Origin of the sequence: Nocardiopsis xinjiangensis YIM 90004 (genome assembly GCF_000341145.1) — a bacterium.
GTDB lineage: Bacteria > Actinomycetota > Actinomycetes > Streptosporangiales > Streptosporangiaceae > Nocardiopsis > Nocardiopsis xinjiangensis.
This window is the reverse complement of record NZ_ANBE01000004.1, coordinates 1-18,068: the sequence shown is the minus strand read 5'-3', so window position 1 is coordinate 18,068 and position 18,068 is coordinate 1. Positions and strand designations below refer to the sequence as shown.

The following is an 18,068-nucleotide window of genomic DNA, read 5'->3' as shown; positions in this document are numbered from 1 at the left end:
CTGTCCGAGGAGTCTGCGTCACGGCCCTCACGCCCGGCTCCGGAAATACTCATGGAACGCTCACGCTCTTCTCGCGGGACCGTTAGGACTGGATTAACTTGGGGCCCATGCACTTCGCGTGTCTCGGGCAGCTCATCGTCAGGTCCTCGTCGGGAAAGGCCCTCGACGTGCCTGAGACGAAAATTCGCACCCTTTTGGCCGTGCTCCTGGCCGAACGGGGCAGGACCGTTCTCAACGACCAGCTCACGGAGCTGATCTGGGGGGACTCACCTCCGCGCAATCCCTCGACCGCCCTGCAGACCAAGGTGTGGCAGCTCCGACGTGTTCTGGAGACGGCGGAAACGGGAGGGCGGCAGCTCATCGCCACACGGCACCAGGGATACGCGCTGACCGCGGCCCCCGAAACAGTGGACTCCGACCGCTTCGAGGCCCTGCTCTCGGACGCGCTGGGCACCGGGGACCCCACTGACAGGGCCGCCTCGCTCGGGGAAGCGCTCGGCCTGTGGCGCGGCCCGGCCTTCGAAGGTTTCTCCGACCCGTACTTCTCCGCGGTGGCCTCCCGTCTGGAGGACCGACGGATCACGGCTCTGGAAGCCCTCGGCGAAGCCCGGGTGGAGCTCGGCGACCATGCTTCTGTGGCCGACGACCTGAGCGCCGAGATGTACCGCTACCCCGGCCGGGAACGGCTGTGCTCGACACTCATGCTCGCGCTGTACCGGTCCGGCCGCCAGAGTGAGGCTCTGGCCGCCTTCTCACGCTTGCGCACACATCTCACCGAAGAGCTCGGAACCGATCCCTCCGCCGCCGTCCTGGAGCTGTACCAGGACATCCTGCGCCAGGATCCGCGGCTCGAGCCCCCATCGTCGCGCACCCGGCCCGTCGCCGTGGCGCCTGTCCCGCTGACCAGTCTGATCGGGCGCGCTCCTGCAGTGGCGCGGGTCGAGCGGACACTCGCCCAGGACCGGCTGGTCACGCTGCACGGTCCGGGCGGAGTGGGCAAGACACGCCTGGCGATGGAGGTCGCGGTGCGTTCGCGGGAGGACTTCCCCGACGGCGTCCACGTGGTCGAGCTGGCCGCACACGACCATGCGGCGGACCGGACGGCACGGAAACGCCCGTCGCCGCCGAGTGTCGCCGAGGCCGTGGCGAGGAAGACCGGTGTCCGCGACGACGCGAACAGCGCGGACGGCGGTTCCCCAGGTCCGGTGGAGCGCCTGTGCGCCGTCCTGCGCGACAAGAGGACCTTGCTCGTCCTGGACAACTGCGAACACGTGATCGACCAGGTGGCTGCCCTCGCCGAGCACCTGCTGTCGTCAGCCACAGGACTGCGTGTGCTCACGACGAGTCAGCAACCGCTGGGGGTCCCGGGTGAACGCGTGGAAGCGGTCCCCCCGCTCCAGGTCCCCTCGGCGACGGAAGGGACCGGACTCGACGCGCTCCTGGAAACGGACGCGGTCCGGCTCTTCGTCGAACGTACGCGCGCGGCCTCCCCCGGGTTCGTCCTGGACGGGTCGAACGCCGAGGCCGTCGCCATCCTGTGCCGCCGGTTGGACGGGATACCACTGGCCTTGGAGCTCGCCGCCACGCGGATCCGCGCCCTGGGGGTACGTGAGGTCTCCAACCGGTTGGACCAGCGCTTCCACCTCCTCAATGTCGGTGCGCGACGCGCCCCCGGGCGTCAGCAGACCCTGCGCTCGGCCATCGACTGGAGCTGGGACCTGTTGAGCGGGGCCGAGCGCGAGGTCCTGCGACGCAGCGCCGTCCACGTCGACGGTTGCACGATCGAGGCCGCCGAGAACACCTGCTTCGGCGGAGACGTCTCCCCGGAAGAAGTGCTCGACCTGCTGTCGGGGCTGGTCGACCACGCGCTGATCATCCCCGTGCACGGACCGGACGGCCCCCGTTATCGCCTGTTGGAATCGGTCTCGGACTACTGCTGGGAGAAACTGCGCCGGGCCGGAGAGCAGGATCAGCTCCTGCTCAGGCACCTGGAGCACTACAGAAACATCGCCGAACGGGCGGAGACGTTCCTGCGCGGCCCCCAGCAGCACGTCTGGCTGGGTCGGCTGGACACCGAGAGCACCAACCTGTACAGGGCGTTGGACAGCGCGCTCCGCCTCGGGGAGACCGAATCGGCATTGCGTCTGGTCAACGCCCTGGCCTGGTACTGGATCCTGCGCGGCAGGCTCGCGGAAGGTGCGCGCGCCCTGGGCCAGGCCTTGCGTGCGCCGGGGGTCGACTCGTTCCCCTCCCTGGTCGAGACCGCCAGGTCCTGGCACAGGGGGATCTCCCTCATGTCCGGGAGCCCCGTCCTCCACGAGCACGGTCCGCCGGCCGCGGACGAGCGCATCGAAGACACCGGCCGCGCCCGTGCCGAATGGTTCCACGGGGCGGCCATGGTCAACTTCGGCCACCCTTTCGAGGGCCAGGCGCTCATGGACGCGGCGCTCGAACGCTTCCGTGAGCTCGGTGACTTGTGGGGTCAGGCAGCCGTGTTGTGGACCCAGGGGTGGCACTCGCTCGAGGTCGGCGATCTGGCCTCCCTACGGGAGGACTCATCGCTGAGCCACACGTTCTTCCGGGAATTGGGCGACGACTGGGGGCGCATGCAGGCCATCGGCAACCTGGCGGAACTGGCACGGATCAACGGCGACCTGGACGAGAACGCCGCACTCCTGCACGAAGGCCTGCGTATCGCGGAGGAGTTCGGGTTGTGGACCGACGTCCCTTCCCGACTCTCCAAACTCGGAGACGTGTCACTATTGCAAGGGGACCTCGCACACGCGGAGGGGTTCCACCGCAGGGCCCTGGAGATCGCCTCGGAACAGTCCAACCTCTTCTGGGAGCTGTCGGCACGCAAGGGTCTCGGTGAGTGCGCGCGCCGACGCGGCGGTCTCGCCGAGGCCGGCAAGCACCTCGGACGGGCCCTGGAAGGTTACCGGCGGATCGGCTACCTGCTCGGCGAAGCACAGATCCTGATCGAACTCGGGTTCGTGGCCGAGTCGGAGGGTGATGCGGACCGAGCGCACGCCCAGCACGTCCGGGGGCTCAGAACAGCCGACGAGGCAGGCTCACCCCTCACCGTCGCCCTGTCACTGGAAGGCACGGCCGGTGCGCACGCGTTGGCGGGACGCGAGGCCGAGGCCGCGCGCATGCTGGGCGCGGCGGAGGCGGTGCGCGAACTCGCCTCACCCTCCTGTCCGGAAGCGCAGAGCGTGGACGGGGAGCGCATCAGCGCCGCGCTGCGGGCGGCCATGAGCGAGGAGGCCTTCGCAGCGGCGCACGAGGACGGCCGTACCCACCACCGTGCCCTGTCGGCAGGCTACGAACTGCCGTCGGAAGGACCGGCACGCGGGGTTTGACAGCGCCGGTGCGAGCAGAAGGATGAGGCACATGCCGATCACGTCCGATGCACCGATCCTGTTCCACAACACCATGCGCGTCCGGGAAGGACATTGGGAGGCTTTCCGGGTCGCCGCCGAACGCGCCGTGCGTTTCACCGAGGACCGCGCTCCCCAGATCATGGTGGAATTCTTCTCCGACGAGGAGAACATGCTCGCACACAGTTTCCAGCTCTACGCCGATTCCGAGTCCATCCGTACACACTGGCGGATATCGTCCGACCACATCGGCGACGTGATGGAACACTGCTCGGTGGAACGGCTCGATGTCTACGGTCGTCCCGATTCGGGGGTGAGCGCTTCCTTGGAGTCCTTCGGCCGCGACCTTCCCATCTCGATCCACCGACGCATCGCGGGTTTCACGCGTTTGGGCGGGACCGGAGGAGCCGGGTGAGGTGCCCCGGCCCGGCACGGGGCACTCCCGGCCCCAAGAGGTGATTCCAGCGAGTTTTATGCCAGGTGTCCGTGTTCGACGCGGGTGAGTGCGAGTGCGGCCTCGGCGATGTCTTCGATCCTGCTGGGGCCGGCCCTGACGTGCTGCAGGAGCCGCCATTGTCGTGTGGGCGGGGCGAACCCGCGTTCTCCCGGACAGCGAAGAGCACGCTGGTGCCGTCACGGTAGTGGCGCAGAACGGGCACCCCGTCGGGCATGTCGTCTTCGCCCCCCGCCGTCAGGGGGTAGGGCGATGGGCCCGCGTCCGCCTCTGCTCCCCGGCCGGAAAGCACACACGTGTGGGCCGCCTCCCCGACGGGAGACGGCCCACACGGCCTCACGAGTGCCCTGCGGCCCACACCGCGGGCAGTGGGCTCAGGCGCGCGGCATACGCTCGGCCAGCCAGGCCTCGACCTCGGCGGAGGAACGCGGGAGCCCGGCCGACATGACCGTGCGGCCCTGCTCGGTGACCAGCACGTCGTCCTCGATGCGCACGCCGGTACCGCGCAGCTCCTCGGGGACGGTGAGGTCGTCGGGCTGGAAGTACAGGCCCGGCTCCACCGTCAGCACCATGCCCGCCTCCAGCTCGCCGTACAGGTGTGCCTCCTGGCGGGCCACGGCGCAGTCGTGCACGTCCAGGCCGAGCATGTGGCCGGTGCCGTGCAGGGTGTAGCGGCGCTGCAGGCCCAGGTCCAACACACGCTCGACCGGCCCTTCCAGCAGCCCCCACTCGACCAGGCCCTCGGCCAGCACACGCTGGGAGGCCCGGTGGAAGTCACCGAAGGCACGGCCCGGGGCGACCGCGGCGATACCGGCCTCCTGGGCGGCGTACACCAGATCGTAGACCTTGCGCTGCAGGTCGGTGAAGGTGCCCGAGACCGGCATGGTGCGGGTGACGTCGGCGGTGTAGAGGGTGGTGGTCTCCACGCCGGCGTCCAGCAGCAGCAGGTCGCCCTCGCGGACCGGTCCGTCGTTGCGGGTCCAGTGCAGGGTGGTGGCGTTGGGGCCGGAGGCGGCGATGGTGCCGTAACCGACGTCGTTGCCCTCCACGCGGGCACGCAGGAAGAAGGTGCCCTCCACGAACCGCTCGGAGGTGTCCTGGGCCTGCGGCAGCGCAGCGACCACGTCGTTGAAGCCCAGCACAGTGGCGTCGACGGCGCGCTGGAGCTGGGCGACCTCCCACTCGTCCTTGACCAGACGGTGGTCGGCCAGCTCCACACCGAGCTCCTCGTCCAGACGGGCGGACTTGGCGCGGGCCTCGGTGTCGGCGCCACCGCGCACCTCGTCGACCAGGGCGTCCACGTCCTCGTCGTGGCCGCGCACCGCACGCAGGGTCGCTGTTCCCGTGCGCAGGTCCTCGGGCAGGGTGCGCACGTCGGCGGTGGGCACGCCGAAGAGGACGGAGGCCTCCTGGAGGCTGTTGCGGCGCCCGGTCCACAGTTCGCCGTACTGGCCGAGCCAGAACTCGCCGTTCTCGCGGTCCGAGCGCGGCTTGAGGTAGAGGAGCGCGTCGTGGCCGCCGCCGGCGTTCGGGCTCAGCACCAGGCACCCGCCGTCGGCGGTGTCGCCGGTGAGGTAGGCGTAATCGGTGGCCGCGCGGAAGGGGTACTCGGTGTCGTTGGAGCGGGTCACCAGCTGACCGGCCGGCACGACGAGGCGCTCACCGGGGAAGGCGGCGCTGAGGGCGGCACGGCGGCGAGCGGTGTGGGGGGCCTGCTCGATGGGGTCCAGGTCGCGCACCTCCGTGTCGGCCCACCCTGTGCCCATCCACGCGGCGAGCTCGTCGGAGACCGACTGGGACTGGCCGTTCTTGCGGGGGGTGAACACAAAGGCGTCGGCTCGGTCTCCGGGACGCTGCTGGTCGCTCACGTGGGTTCTCTCCTCGTGGGGTGTGCGGACTCGTGCGGGGCCGGGGCCGCTGGTGAGGGCCCGGGCCCGGTTCCCATCCTAGGCCCCGGAGCGCCGACCGGCCCGTGCGCGGACCATTCCACCGGCCATGAGACCGGCCGGTGCTAGAGCTCGGTGGCGAAGGGGATGGCCTTGGGGTAGGGCAGGTCGTCGATCGCGGCGGGGTCGAGGCGACGGTAGGCGAGGCGCTCGTAGAGGGCCACGGCCTCGGGCTGGGAAGGTCCGGTGAACAGCACCACACGGGTGTAGCCCAGGTCGCGGGCGGCCTGCTCGAGCGCGTTCATGACGGCGCGGGCCAAGCCCCTGCGGCGGTGCCGGTCGGAGGTCCAGATGCGCTTGAACTCGGCCGTTTCCGGTTCCTGGGAACGGTCGGTGCGGTAGGGACGCACGGCGCCGCCGGCCACGACCTGCCCCTCGAGCTCGACCAGGACCATTCGCCCGTCGGGGGCCACGAACTCCGTTACGGGGTACCGGGACAGCTCGTAGGCGGCGCCGTCGGCCCCGTAGCGCTGGGTGTACTCCTCCAGCAACCCGGCCAGGAGCCCGTCCACGCGCGGGTCGTCGTGCTCGACCGTCAGGATGCGCAGAGCCCCTTCGGGGGCAGCGGTGCGGTGCTGGTCGTTGCCGGTGTGGGTCACCTTTTCGTTCCTCCCCGAGCTCGGCCGGACGCCGCTCCCGGTGCCCGCATGGTCCGCCCGGAATCCTATGCGGGGCCGGTCTGGTCCGCCATGCGCGCCCGGAGTCGGACCTCTCACACCGTGCGGGCGGGACCGCCGTCCAGGAAGGCTTCACCCGGCGGGCCGGGCTCAGCGGGGCGCGGGCCCCTCCCCGCCGTCGTGGTCCTGCGGGTCGGCGTTGGTCCCGTAGCGGGCGTCGTGGTCCCTGGGGTCGTCGGGGTCGGCGAGGTTGCCCAGGGTCATCGCCACCGGAGGCAGCACGGAGGCGACCACACACATGGCCACCGCCCATCCGGTACCGAACAGGAAGTAGACGGGCGCGGACGCGGCGAAGAGCAGAACACAGGTTCCCATGAGGAGGCTGTACTGGCGTACCCGGCGTTTCATGCGCACCTCCCGGTCGCGGTGGTACTCAGGGAGCACATCTTCCACGCTACCGCCGCCCTCGTTACCCGCCCGAGGGCGGGAGGCAGGCAGAGGGTCTCCACCGGGTGCGCGTGGTCCCTGGGCCGCCACGACGACGTGCTCGCCCCTTCGCACGACCGCGCACAGATCGAACCGCTGCTGTCCGGTGGCGGGGTGGCGGCGCCGCGGAGGCGGTACGGGCCCACCGGGGTCCGGGCACCCGGTGGCCGTGGGGTCCGCGGCCGGCGCACCGGGTCGGTGAGCCTGCTCCGGCGCACACGGGTCTCCTGCGCCGGGGCCGTCATGGCCTGCTGGGACGGGCCGATTCCTCCACCGGCAGCCTCGCGCTCAACTCCCAGCCGCCGTCCGCTCGTTCGTGCGCCTCCAGCCGGCCGCCCTCGCCGTCCACCTGCTCACGCAGCCCGGCCAGTCCGAACCCGCTGCTCGGTACCGGCATCACGTTGCCCCGTGCCGGCCCGTTGGCGACCGTGACCTCCAACGCCCCTTCTGCGTGTTCCACCGCCACCCGGACCTGGGCACCGGTCGCGTGTTTGGCCGCGTTGGTCAGCGCCTCCCTGACGACCTGGTGCGCGACGCCCTGCACGGCGGCCGGAGCGTTCCAGGAGAGCCTGCCGGAGAGTTCGACGTCCATCCCCGCGGCCTTCCACTCCGCGACCAGGCCACGGAGCCGGCTCAGGTCCGGGACCTGCGGAGCCGACACCGAACTCCGGGGATACTCGCGCAGCACCCCCAGGATGTCGCGCAGCTCCCCCAGGGCCTGGCGTCCCGTACCGCGGATGAACTCGGCGGCCTCGGCCGCGTGCGGGTCGGCCGTGGAGACCTCCATCCCTCCGGCGTGCAGCACGATGAGGCTGACCCGGTGGGCGACCACGTCGTGCATGTCCCGGGCGATACGCGTGCGTTCGGCCCCCACGGCCTGTTCGGCCAGCAGGTGCTGTTCGCGTTCGAGGCGGGCGGCGCGTTCCCGGAGGCCTTCCACCAGTTGGCGCCGGGTGCCCACGTACAGCCCCAACATCAGCAGGAGCAACAAGCCCAGGACTGCCATGACGGACACACCGGCATCTTCCTGGGCGAAGACCGCCCACGCCGCCACGACCAGGGCCGTGCTCCACACCGCCAGGAGTGCACGGCGTGGGAAATGGACCGGGGAGGAGTACACGGCGATCAGCGCCGGAACGATGTTGCCGAACCCCGCCAACAGGATCAGTGCGACCCCCATCAACAAGGGGGGCCGGTGACGGCGCGCCAGAGTGACCGCGGCCGCGAGCAGCACGGGCAGACCGATGTAGAGCAGTCCCGGCAGGAGGGAACCGTAGCGGTCGGACTCACGCTCGAACAGGTCACCCATGGCGCCGCCCACCAGCCCCCAGCCCTCCAGTGACTGGATCTGGAAGAGCAGACCGAAGAACAGCACCGCCAGGGCGCAGCACCAGTCGGTCACCATCAGCCACAGTTCCCGTTGCCGTTGTGCGCCCAACCCCCGCCAGAGCCGCAGGGGACGCGCCAGAAGGCCTGTCCGTGTGTGCATGAGTGCACAGTCTAGAACCTGCTGGAGGGCGCTCCGCTCGCGGTCGCCGTCTCCCCGGTCTTCGTCCGCCACACCTTCGCTCTCGGCCCTGGCCCCGGCGGTGCGGGCGGCCCGTGTGGCCCCGTCGGCCGCCTCCGGTACTCAGGGCCGGGCAGCGAGGGTCGGCCGAGGGGCCCGGAAACCGCCGTCGTCGATCCGGTACCCGGCCTCGGTCAGGCGCTGCTTGGCCCGGTCGGCGCTGGCGACGGTGGCCTCGTCGAAGAGCTGGTCGTAGTAACGCTCGGGGATGCTGTGCAGACCGGCACGCAGCAGCCGCAGGCTCTCGGTGGTGACCGTGGACGCACCGGGAACCTCGGGCAGGATCCGGTAGGCGCGCCGGGCCCAGGCGGGCAGGGTGAAGTAGGACAGCGCCCCGACGGGGAGCCACAGGGGTTTGAGCGGGGCGAGCCGGGCCAGGCGCTCGGGCACATCGGGCCACAGCAGGAACCGCACGGCCTGCTCGGCCTCGGGGGTGACCCGCAACTGGGGACGCACACCCGCCAGGTAGCGGCGCAGGGAGGCCACGTCGCGCGGCACGTCGTCACGGTCCAGGCCCACGTGTTCGGCGGTGCGGGACTGTTCGTCCACGTAGCGGTCCCACTCGGCGGGGCTCAGCTTCAGGCCGGCGCGCACGGTGGTCTCCAGGTAGGAGGAGATCTCGGCGCAGTGCACCCACACGAGCAGGTCGTGCTGATCGACCCGGTGGGTGCGTCCGGTGTCGGGGTCGGTGAAGGCGAGGGAGCGGTGCACACGCTGTACACGTTCGCCCAGCGCGCGGGCTTCCTCGGGGCTGCCGTAGGTGGTCACGGCCACGAAGTGGGCGGTGCGCAGCAGCCTCCCGGTGGGGTCGTCACGGAAATCGGAGCGCTGCCACACCCCCCGCATGGCCAGCGGGTGCAGAGCCTGGAGCATCAAGGCGCGCACCCCCGCCACCCACATCATGCGGTCCAGGTGGATCTTCCAGGTCACGCTCTCGGGTGCGGCGACGGTGAGCTCCATCCGGTCCTCCTCAGGGGTTTCCGCGCCGCCGCCCAGACTAGTCGGCGCCCCCGGCGTCTACGGGACCGGGCCCCGGAAGGATCGTCGGCAGCGCAGGCACGGAACAGACGCCGTGCGGTCCGTGCGGGAGGGGGCCGGACCCGGCGGGTGCCTCGGCCCGGAACCGACCTCGCCGGCGGCCCGGTGCTGTTCGGCCAGGTCGGCGCTGCGGCCCCTGACCGCCGGCGACCCCTGGCACCACCCCTCGGAACGACTTGTCTAGTGTGTGTCCATGTCAGTTACCGAACGCACCCTGTTGGGACCAGGGCCCAGCAATCCCTACCCGGAGGCGACTCTGGGCTTGGCGACGCCCCTGCTCGGCCACCTGGACCCCCAGTTCATCGCCTTGCTGGAACGCACTTGCGAACGCCTGCGTTCTTTGTGGGGCACCGAGAACCCGCTCACCCTTCCGCTCTCCGGCACTGGTTCCCTGGGCATGGAGGCGGCCTTCGCCAACACCGTGCGCAGCGGTGACACGGTGGTCGTCGCTGTCAACGGACTGTTCGGCGAGCGCATGTGCGAGGTCGCCGGACGCTACGGTGCCGAGGTGATCCGTGTCGACCACGAGTGGGGCCGGCCCGTGGACGTCCAGCGAGTCCTGGACGCCCACCCCTCCCCCGCGTTGGTGGCCGCTGTGCACGCAGAGACCTCCACCGGCGCGGTCAGCGACATCGGTGCTCTGGGCCGGGCCCTTCGCGAGCGCTCCGACGACACCCTGCTGATCGCCGACTGCGTCACCTCCCTGGGCGGCATGCCCATGGAGCTGGACGAGTGGCAGGTGGACATCGCCTACGCCGGTACCCAGAAGTGCCTGGGTGTGGCGCCGGGTCTGGCGCCCTTCACCTTCTCCGAGCGCGCTTGGGAGCGGCGGGTGCAGTCCCCGCCCGTGTGGTACATCGATCTGGGGCTGCTGGGTGCCTACGTGCGCGGTGGCCCGGGCGGTCGCGCCTACCACCACACCGCACCGACCTCGATGGTCGCCTCCCTGGACGCGGCACTGGCCCGTATCGAGGCCGAAGGCGCGGAGGCCGTGGCGGCACGGCACGAGGCGGCCGGTGCCCGGCTGCGCGAGGGACTGCTGGAGATGGGCCTGGAACTGTTCGCCGCCGAAGGGCACCGGTTGTCGCAGCTGACGTCGGTGCGTGTTCCCGAAGACGTGGACTCGGGCAAGGTCCGCGAGCAGCTGCTGCGCGACTACGGGNCGGATCGGCCTCATGGGCCACAACGCCCGCCTGGACCGGGCCGAGCTGGTTCTGGGCGCTCTGCGCCGCGTCCTGGGGCGTTAGCCCGCTCCGCCGACCCTCCGTACCGGCCGTTGCCACTACTCGACGGGCCCGCGCCGGGTGAGCCGCTCGGCGCGGGCCCGTACCCGGGCTTCCTGCGCTTCACAGCGCCCCCGCAGGCGCCGGGGGTCAACCGGCCTCGGCCCGCAGGTAGGCCAGGACGGCCTGCACCCGGCGATGGATGTTGTCGTCGGGCGGCAGGTCGAGTTTGGCGAGGATGTTGCCGACGTGTTTGCCCACGGCGGCGTCGCTGACGACGAGCTGCCGGGCGATGGCGCTGTTGGAGTGGCCCTGGGCCATGAGCGCCAGGACCTCGCGTTCACGGTCGGTCAGGCGCTCCAACGGGTCCGAGCTGCGGCGCAGGAGCTGGCGCACCACCTCGGGGTCGACGAAGGTGCCGCCCTCCACGACCCGGCGCAGCACCGAAGCGAATTCACGCACGTCCCCGACCCTCTGTTTGAGCAGGTACCCGACCCCGGTGCCGTCACCGGAGTCGAGCAGGTCGGAGGCATAGCTCAGCTCCACGTACTGGCTCAGGGCCACCACCGCCAGTCCGGGCTCCGTACGGCGCAGGCGCACGGCCGCGCGCAGACCCTCGTCGGTGTGGTCGGGGGGCATGCGGATGTCGGTGACCACGAGCGCGGGCCGGTGCTCGGCCACGGCTTCCCTGAGGGCATCGGCGTCCCCGACGGCGGCGGCGACGGGGAAACCGAAGCGTTCCAGCAGGCCCGCGAGCCCTTCCCGGAGCAGGACACCGTCCTCGGCGAGCACGGTCGGGACGGAGCTCACGGTGTCGGCGGGGTCGGGTCGGTCTGGCACGGCAGCTCCACTCGTACTCGGGTCGGGCCGCCCGTAGGGCTGGACAGTTCCATTGTGCCGCCCATCACCGCGACCCGGTCGGCCATGCCGGTCAGTCCACTGCCCCCGGCGGTGTCTGCGCCGCCGGGACCGTCGTCGGACACGTCCAGGACCAGGCGTTCGTCGGGGCCCTCACCGTGGACGCGGGCGTGCACGGTGACGGTGCGGGCCTCGGTGTGTTTGTGGGCGTTGGTCAGGGCCTCGGCCGCCACGAAGTAGGCGGTGGCCTCCACGTGCGAGGGCAGCCGTCGCGGCAGATCGGTATCGACGGTGACGGGGGCGGGGGTATGGTCGGCCAGCTCGCCCAGGGCCGCGGGCAGGCCGCGGTCGACGAGCACGCGCGGGTGGATGCCGCGCACGAGTTCGCGCAGGTCGTCGATGAGTTCGCCGGTGCGGGTGTGGGCGGCGGCCACGCGGCGGTCGGCCTCGCTGCCTTCTTCCAGGTCCAGCCGGGCCATCCCGAGGTCCATCTGCACGGCGACCAGTTTCTGTTGGGCCCCGTCGTGCAGGTCGCGTTCGATACGTCGGCGCTCGTGCTCGAAGGCACCCATGAGGCGGGCCCGGGAGTCGGTGACCTCGGTGAGTTCGGCGCGCAGCTGCTCGGGCGGGGGCCCGGTGATCAGGGCACGGGCGATGAGCCCGTGGATCCCGGCCAGGAACGCGTTGGCATAGAGCACCAGGACCAACAGCACCGGGGCGGCCAGAGTGTAGGGCAGGGCCTGCTGGGGACTGGTCAGTGTGAGCGGTCCCAGGGCGACGGTCTCCCCGGGGGTGGTGAGCAGCAGCGGGGACAGGGCCAACAGGAACGCGGACAGGACGAGGCTGAGGACGACGAATGCGGTGAGAGCGTGGATCAGGGGTGAGATCGCGGCGTAGGCGACCTCGCGCCAGGTGGCGGCCTCGGTGTAGCGCACGCGCAGCCAAGCAGTCGGGCCCGGTTCGCTCACGGAGCGGTGGCCGTTCGGGGACGCGTGGTCGTGGAGCAGGCCGAGGCGCCACCGGTCGACGATGCCCAGGGCCAGGCCCAGCAGCGGGCCGAAGAGCGCTCCCAACGTCAGGCCGGACAGGACCAGTACGATGCCCACCCCGCCGAGGAAGGCCCCGGGGTCCACGAGCACGAGACCGAGCGAGATGGCCCAGGGCGCGTAGAGGGGGCCTGCGACCGAGAGGAGCGCTCCGAGCACGGCCATGCTGCCGGCGCTGAAGGCCAGCGCGCGCCAGGGCCATGTGCTCAACAGGAACCGGGGCCGGAGCAGGGCGTGCAGGATCGTGTCGGGACCGCGCGGACGGTTCCGTTCGGTGATGGCAACGCTGTGTTCGTACATGGTTCCAACGCTAGGGATCCGGACCGGCGACCGGAATCGGCTGCGCCACCGTCCTGGGGTGGGGCCTGCACCACCCCGCGCACGCGGTCTCTGGCGCGGGCGTTGCGAGCTGGGCGTCCGCGGGCGGTGGCGGACCGCTAGGATGAGGCGGCGTGAGTGCGAAACCGCTGATCCCCGATGTCCTGGCCGCCCGGTACGCGTCCCCGGAACTGACCCGGCTGTGGTCCCCCGAATACAAGGTGGTCGCCGAACGGCGGCTGTGGCTGGCCGTACTGCGGGCCCAGAAACGTCTGGGCGTGGACGTGCCCGACGGTGTGGTCGAGGACTACGAGAAGGTCCTGGAACAGGTCGACCCGGCCTCGATCGCCGAACGTGAGCGGGTCACGCGACACGACGTCAAGGCGCGGATCGAGGAGTTCAACGCCCTGGCCGGGCACGAGCACGTGCACAAGGGCATGACCTCGCGTGATCTGACCGAGAACGTCGAGCAGTTGCAGGTGCGCGACAGCCTGGTGCTGGCCCGGGACCGCACGGTGGCGCTGCTGGCGCGGCTCGGGCGGCTGTCCGCGGAGTACGGCGAGACGGTGATGGCAGGGCGTTCGCACAACGTCGCGGCCCAGGCCACCACGCTCGGCAAGCGGTTCGCCTCCATCGCCGACGAGGTCCTGGTGGCCCACGGGCGCCTGGAGGAGCTCATCGCCCGGTACCCCCTGCGCGGGATCAAGGGCCCGGTGGGCACGGCCCAGGACATGCTGGACCTGCTCGGGGGCGACCGCTCGGCGCTGGCCGCCCTGGAGGAGGAGGTGGCCGCGCACCTGGGGTTCGCGCACCGTTTCACCAGTGTGGGCCAGGTCTACCCGCGCTCGTTGGACTTCGAGGCGGTCACGGCTCTGGTGCAGTTGGCTGCGGGTCCCTCCTCGTTGGCCAAGACGATCCGGCTGATGGCCGGACACGAGCTGGTCACCGAGGGTTTCGTGGAGGGCCAGGTGGGTTCCTCGGCGATGCCGCACAAGATGAACACACGTTCGTGCGAGCGGGTCAACGGGCTGTCGGTGATCCTGCGCGGGTACGCGTCGATGACCGGTGAGCTGGCCGGGGACCAGTGGAACGAGGGCGACGTGTCGTGCTCGGTGGTGCGCCGGGTGGCCTTGCCGGACGCCTTCTTCGCCTTCGACGGCCTGGTCGAGACGATGCTGACGGTGCTGGACGAGTTCGGGGCCTTCCCCGCGGTGGTATCGGCCGAGTTGGACCGCTACCTGCCGTTCCTGGCGACGACGAAGATGCTCATGGCGGCGGTGCGTGCGGGCCTGGGCCGGGAGAGCGCGCACGAGGTCATCAAGGAGCACGCGGTGGCCTCGGCCCTGGCGATGCGCCAGGAGGGCGCCGGCAACCAGCTGCTGGACCGGTTGGCCGAGGACGGGCGTTTCCCGTTGGACCGGGCCGAGCTGGACGCGTTGCTGGCCGAGCGCCTGACGTTCACGGGTGCGGCCGCCGACCAGGTCGCTTCCGTGGTCGAGCGGGTGGAGGAGGTCCTCTCCGCCCACCCGGAGGCCGCGGCCTACACTCCGGGCGCGATCCTCTGAGGTTCGCGAAATCTGCTGTGCAGGGCCCCGTCCGTTCCGGGCGGGGCCCCGCGGCATCGCGGCCCGTTCCCACCACCACGGGTATGGCGCAGTTCACTGTCGCGAACAGTGGGTTTGAAAGTTAACACCTATTACGGTTAGGGACGACGGCGTCAACCCCACTCCCGGAGCCCCTCATGATCGACCCCACGTCCTTCGGTACCGCGCTCACCGTCCTCGCGGTCATCGCCGTGCTGGTCACCGCCTTCGGCCTTGCCGTTCTGTCCGACATGGCCATGCGCCGCCGCGAGGACCGCGCCGCCACCTCGGAGCAGACAGCGAAGGGGCCGGACGAGCCCACTGCGGAGCTGCCGAACGGTCTGCACGGGGCCGGGGACCTGGCCGCCCGCGCCCCCACCGGCCCCGTAGCCGCCAACGGGCGCGAACCGAGCACCCCCTGAGCTCTCACGCGGTGGCGACCAGGCGGGCGAACAGGTCCGGGTCCACGTTGCCGCCGGAGACCACCGCGACCGTGGACTCGGGCCGCGCAGGGTCACTGGGGACCCGGCCGGACAGGATCGCGGCGGCCGCCAGAGCACCGCTGGGTTCGGCCACCAAGCGGGCCTGGCGTGCCAGCACCGTGACGGCGTGGGCGATCTCGTCCTCGGTGACGGTGACGATGCCCTCCGAACGGGCCCTCAGGTGCTCATAGGTCCGATCCGACAATCCGGTACGCACCCCGTCGGCCATGGTGCGCCCGGTGAACTCCTCCGGCCAGGTGACGCGGCGGCCCAGGCGCAGGCTCTCGGCGGCGTCGGCGGCCAGCTCCGGTTCCACCCCCACGACCCTGACCCCGGGGACGGTACGGGCAGCGGTGGCCACCCCCGAGGCCAGCCCTCCCCCGCCGACAGGAACCACGATGGTCTCCACGTCCGGGGACTGTTCCAGGATCTCCAACCCGACGGTGCCCTGCCCGGCGATCACGTTCGGGTCGTCGAAGGGCGGAACCAGGGCCAACCCCTGCTCCTCCTCCAGTTGCCGCGCCCGGGTGAGACGCTCCTCGGCCGGAACGAGCTCGACGCGGGCCCCGACCTCGCGGATACGGTCCACCTTCACCGGCGGGGCGCCCTCGGGCACCACGACCGTGCAGGCGACCCCCTGGGCGCGGGCGGCCTGCGCCAGCGCCAAACCGTGGTTGCCCGAGGAGTGGGTGACCACCCCGTTGGCGCGTCGGTCCGGATCGAGCAGGGCGACCGCGTTGCCGGCCCCGCGCAGTTTGAAGGCACCGGTGGGCTGCAGGCTCTCGGGTTTGAGGCAGAAACCGGCGTCGGCTCCAGGCCCCGTGGTCAAAGGCGTACGCACCACCAGTCCGGCGATCCGGGTGGCAGCTGCACGCACGTCGTCGGCGGTGACAAGCTCCATCAGGCGAGTATGCCCTGGCCGGTGTCACGCACACGGGACAATGGATGGTGATGCGTACAGAATGGACCCCGAAGGACCTGTCCGGCCGCGACTTCTACAAGCTCATGACGGCCGTGGTGGTCCCCCGACCGATCGCCTGGGTCTCGACGACCTCCACCGAGGGTGTCGACAACCTGGCCCCGCACTCCTTCTTCACCGTCTCGTGCGTCGAACCACCGATCGTGCAGTTCACCTCGGTGCGCCGCAAGGATTCCCTGGCCAACGCCGAGGAGAGCGGCGAATTCGTGGTGAACCTGGCCCCGGAGTGGTTGCAGGACCAGATCAACGCCAGCGGGACCCCTTATCCGGCGCATCTGAGCGAGTTCGACGAGCTGGGTGTGGAGCGCCGGGCCAGCAGCCTGGTGGGGCCGCCCCGCGTGGCGGGGTCACCGGCCGCGCTGGAGTGCGAACTGCACTCGACGCTGCGTCTGGGCAACTCCACCGTGGTCTTCGGCCGGGTCGTCAACATCGCCGTGGACGAGGCGGTGCTCACCGAGGACGGCCACCCCGACGTGGAGCTGTTGCGCCCGCTCGCGCGTCTGGGCCGCAACGAGTGGTCGGCGCTGGGTGAGGTGCGCGCCATCGACCGGCTCCCCTACCAGCCCGGCTGAGTCGTCCTGTCCGGTGGGAGGACTGTGACCGAGTGGGAGGACTGCGACCACTGCTTGTGGCATGTGCGCGGCTGTTGGCTCCTGCGGGTGGCCGGGCCGGGGTCAGGACCGGGGTCGGGGGAGAGTTCATGGGCTGGTTGGTGTGGGTGGTGTTCGTCGGAGCGTCGAGCTTAGCCCGGCCGGGGCTTTCCGCAACCCGCTTCGGCGCCCCGCCACACACCTTTCCCCGGGTGGGGATGGTGGCGGGGTTGTGGTGGGTTGGTGTGGGGCGCCTCGGGGTATGCGGTCCACCCCTTGACGCCGGGCTGTTCCGCTCTCGCCGCCGAACACCTACCGGCCGGCCCTCTCATCCGGCCGAAGAAGTGGGGTCCCAACTACCAAACCCCCTCGGGTGGCCACATTGTGACCACCGCTTGCGGCGTGGGCATGGTGGCTCACCCCTGCGGAAGGCACAGGCCTGGCCCCGGCACTCCCGGTGACGGCATTGAGGCCGGGGGCGAGTGGCGTGTGCGCAGTTCGGGAAGGCCCTGCTGCCCGGGATCTTGCTACCAGTGCCAGGCTCGGCCGCCAGGCCGGCCCCGGGGCCAGGCCTCGAGTGTTGACAGTGCTCCCATGAGCACCAACAGCGGGGTGTGCGGGACGAGCCCTCGCTTTGCAGTCGTTTTCGGCGCCGGGGATGACTGTAAAGCGTGCCCTCACCCGCCTACACCGCCGAACACACCCACCCGAGCGCCTCTGGCCGGGAACAATGCCTCCCGGCCGGGGGGTGCCATGGGGCAGGCCCCGGGGTGCTCTCTTCCCGGGGGTGAGGGTGGTGGTGTCAGCCCGTGGAGTCGGGTGGGCCGGCCGCACCCGGCGGGCCCGGCGGGGCCTCGCCGTCCGGCCGGTTCTTGCTTCCCGGCGGGGCCTTGGCCCCGGCTCCGGTTCCGGTTTTGTTCCGGGTGCGGCGGGTGTTGCGGCGGTACTTGAGCCGGTTGTGGGTCGAGCACAGGGGTTGAAGGTTGGCGGCGCTGGTGGTGCCGCCGTGGGAGAACTCGGTGATGTGGTCGGCCTCGCACCGCGAGACCGGCACATCACACCCGCCGCCCCAGGCGCAGGTGGAGTGCTTCGCGAACGCCAACGTGCGCAAATAGCCGGGCGCCAGGCGTTGGGCCCGGCCCAGGTCCAGGGGCAGGCCGGTGCGGTCATCGAAAACCAGGCGGCGCAACTGCGCCTCCGGCGCCATCGCCCGCACCACCGAGGCGGCCAGGACGTTGCCGTCCTCGGTCCGCGCCGGCCCGCCGCCCCCACACGGACCCGGGACCGGGGTCTGATCCCCGTCCTGGTTCTGGAGCTGGCCCGGGTCCGGGTTGGGGTTCTGGGTGTTCAGGCCCATCAGGGTGGACAGGGGCACGGTAATGTTGATGACCGCCTTGGGACCCGGCGCCCTCTGACAACCGTGGTGGCCATGGGCCATAGTCATCGCCGCCATGAGCGCGTCATAGGTACGCGCATACCGCGAAACGGGCGCCTCCCCGTC

14 protein-coding genes and 1 pseudogene are annotated in these 18,068 nt (G+C 71.1%); 6 read left to right on the top strand and 9 right to left on the bottom strand.

Annotated features, from left to right (window positions below):
• The first annotated feature begins 167 nt into the window (after nt 1-167).
• Both D473_RS0102615 and D473_RS0102610 read left to right on the top strand, forming a co-directional pair.
• The gene (locus tag D473_RS0102615) at nt 168-3,362 is read left to right on the top strand and encodes a BTAD domain-containing putative transcriptional regulator (RefSeq protein ID WP_206539008.1); all 3,195 of its coding nucleotides are present in this window, start codon (nt 168-170) and stop codon (nt 3,360-3,362) included.
• 31 nt (nt 3,363-3,393) lie between these two features.
• The gene (locus tag D473_RS0102610) at nt 3,394-3,795 is read left to right on the top strand and encodes a hypothetical protein (protein ID WP_033352533.1); all 402 of its coding nucleotides are present in this window, start codon (nt 3,394-3,396) and stop codon (nt 3,793-3,795) included.
• Between the two features lie 413 nt (nt 3,796-4,208).
• On the opposite strand, the gene D473_RS0102605 is transcribed toward D473_RS0102610, so the two are convergent.
• The 5 genes from D473_RS0102605 to D473_RS0102585 form a co-directional block, all read right to left on the bottom strand.
• Nucleotides 4,209-5,702 carry an aminopeptidase P family protein gene (locus D473_RS0102605; protein ID WP_017607539.1) on the bottom strand — a complete coding sequence of 498 codons (1,494 nt, stop codon included), beginning with the start codon at nt 5,700-5,702 and terminating at the stop codon, nt 4,209-4,211.
• 143 nt (nt 5,703-5,845) lie between these two features.
• The gene (locus D473_RS0102600) at nt 5,846-6,379 is read right to left on the bottom strand and encodes a GNAT family N-acetyltransferase (protein ID WP_017607538.1); all 534 of its coding nucleotides are present in this window, start codon (nt 6,377-6,379) and stop codon (nt 5,846-5,848) included.
• A 168-nt stretch (nt 6,380-6,547) separates the two neighbouring features.
• On the bottom strand, nt 6,548-6,841 hold the full coding sequence (locus D473_RS0102595; RefSeq protein WP_017607537.1) for a DUF3099 domain-containing protein: 294 nt from the start codon (nt 6,839-6,841) through the stop codon (nt 6,548-6,550).
• A gap of 283 nt (nt 6,842-7,124) precedes the next feature.
• Nucleotides 7,125-8,372 carry a sensor histidine kinase gene (locus D473_RS0102590; RefSeq protein WP_033352531.1) on the bottom strand — a complete coding sequence of 416 codons (1,248 nt, stop codon included), beginning with the start codon at nt 8,370-8,372 and terminating at the stop codon, nt 7,125-7,127.
• 141 nt (nt 8,373-8,513) lie between these two features.
• Complete coding sequence (locus tag D473_RS0102585; RefSeq protein ID WP_017607535.1) at nt 8,514-9,410, bottom strand: oxygenase MpaB family protein; 897 nt, start codon at nt 9,408-9,410, stop codon at nt 8,514-8,516.
• A gap of 271 nt (nt 9,411-9,681) precedes the next feature.
• On the opposite strand from D473_RS0102585, the pseudogene D473_RS26245 reads away from it, so the two are divergent.
• Nucleotides 9,682-10,735, top strand: a pseudogene (locus D473_RS26245) (pyridoxal-phosphate-dependent aminotransferase family protein).
• A gap of 126 nt (nt 10,736-10,861) precedes the next feature.
• On the opposite strand, the gene D473_RS0102575 reads toward D473_RS26245, so the two are convergent.
• Both D473_RS0102575 and D473_RS0102570 read right to left on the bottom strand, forming a co-directional pair.
• Complete coding sequence (locus D473_RS0102575; protein ID WP_017607533.1) at nt 10,862-11,551, bottom strand: LuxR C-terminal-related transcriptional regulator; 690 nt, start codon at nt 11,549-11,551, stop codon at nt 10,862-10,864.
• Nucleotides 11,518-12,915, bottom strand: a complete 1,398-nt coding sequence (locus D473_RS0102570) for a sensor histidine kinase (protein WP_017607532.1) — start codon at nt 12,913-12,915, stop codon at nt 11,518-11,520. Before D473_RS0102570 ends, D473_RS0102575 begins: the two co-directional genes overlap by 34 nt.
• Before the next feature lie 152 nt (nt 12,916-13,067).
• On the opposite strand from D473_RS0102570, the gene purB reads away from it, so the two are divergent.
• Both purB and D473_RS0102560 read left to right on the top strand, forming a co-directional pair.
• Nucleotides 13,068-14,498: an adenylosuccinate lyase gene (purB, locus tag D473_RS0102565; RefSeq protein ID WP_017607531.1), complete on the top strand. Its 1,431-nt coding sequence runs from the start codon at nt 13,068-13,070 to the stop codon at nt 14,496-14,498.
• Between the two features lie 176 nt (nt 14,499-14,674).
• Complete coding sequence (locus D473_RS0102560) at nt 14,675-14,938, top strand: hypothetical protein (RefSeq protein ID WP_017607530.1); 264 nt, start codon at nt 14,675-14,677, stop codon at nt 14,936-14,938.
• Nucleotides 14,939-14,942: 4 nt separating this feature from the next.
• Here D473_RS0102560 and D473_RS0102555 read toward each other — a convergent pair whose 3' ends face one another.
• Nucleotides 14,943-15,899: a threonine ammonia-lyase gene (locus D473_RS0102555; RefSeq protein WP_017607529.1), complete on the bottom strand. Its 957-nt coding sequence runs from the start codon at nt 15,897-15,899 to the stop codon at nt 14,943-14,945.
• Between the two features lie 50 nt (nt 15,900-15,949).
• On the opposite strand from D473_RS0102555, the gene D473_RS0102550 reads away from it, so the two are divergent.
• Entirely contained in the window at nt 15,950-16,549 is a 600-nt protein-coding gene (locus D473_RS0102550; protein WP_026126531.1) for a flavin reductase family protein, read from the top strand.
• 820 nt (nt 16,550-17,369) lie between these two features.
• Here the strand turns inward: D473_RS0102550 and D473_RS24045 are convergent.
• On the bottom strand, nt 17,370-18,068 hold a 699-nt coding region (locus tag D473_RS24045), incomplete at its 5' end, for an HNH endonuclease signature motif containing protein (RefSeq protein ID WP_033352527.1).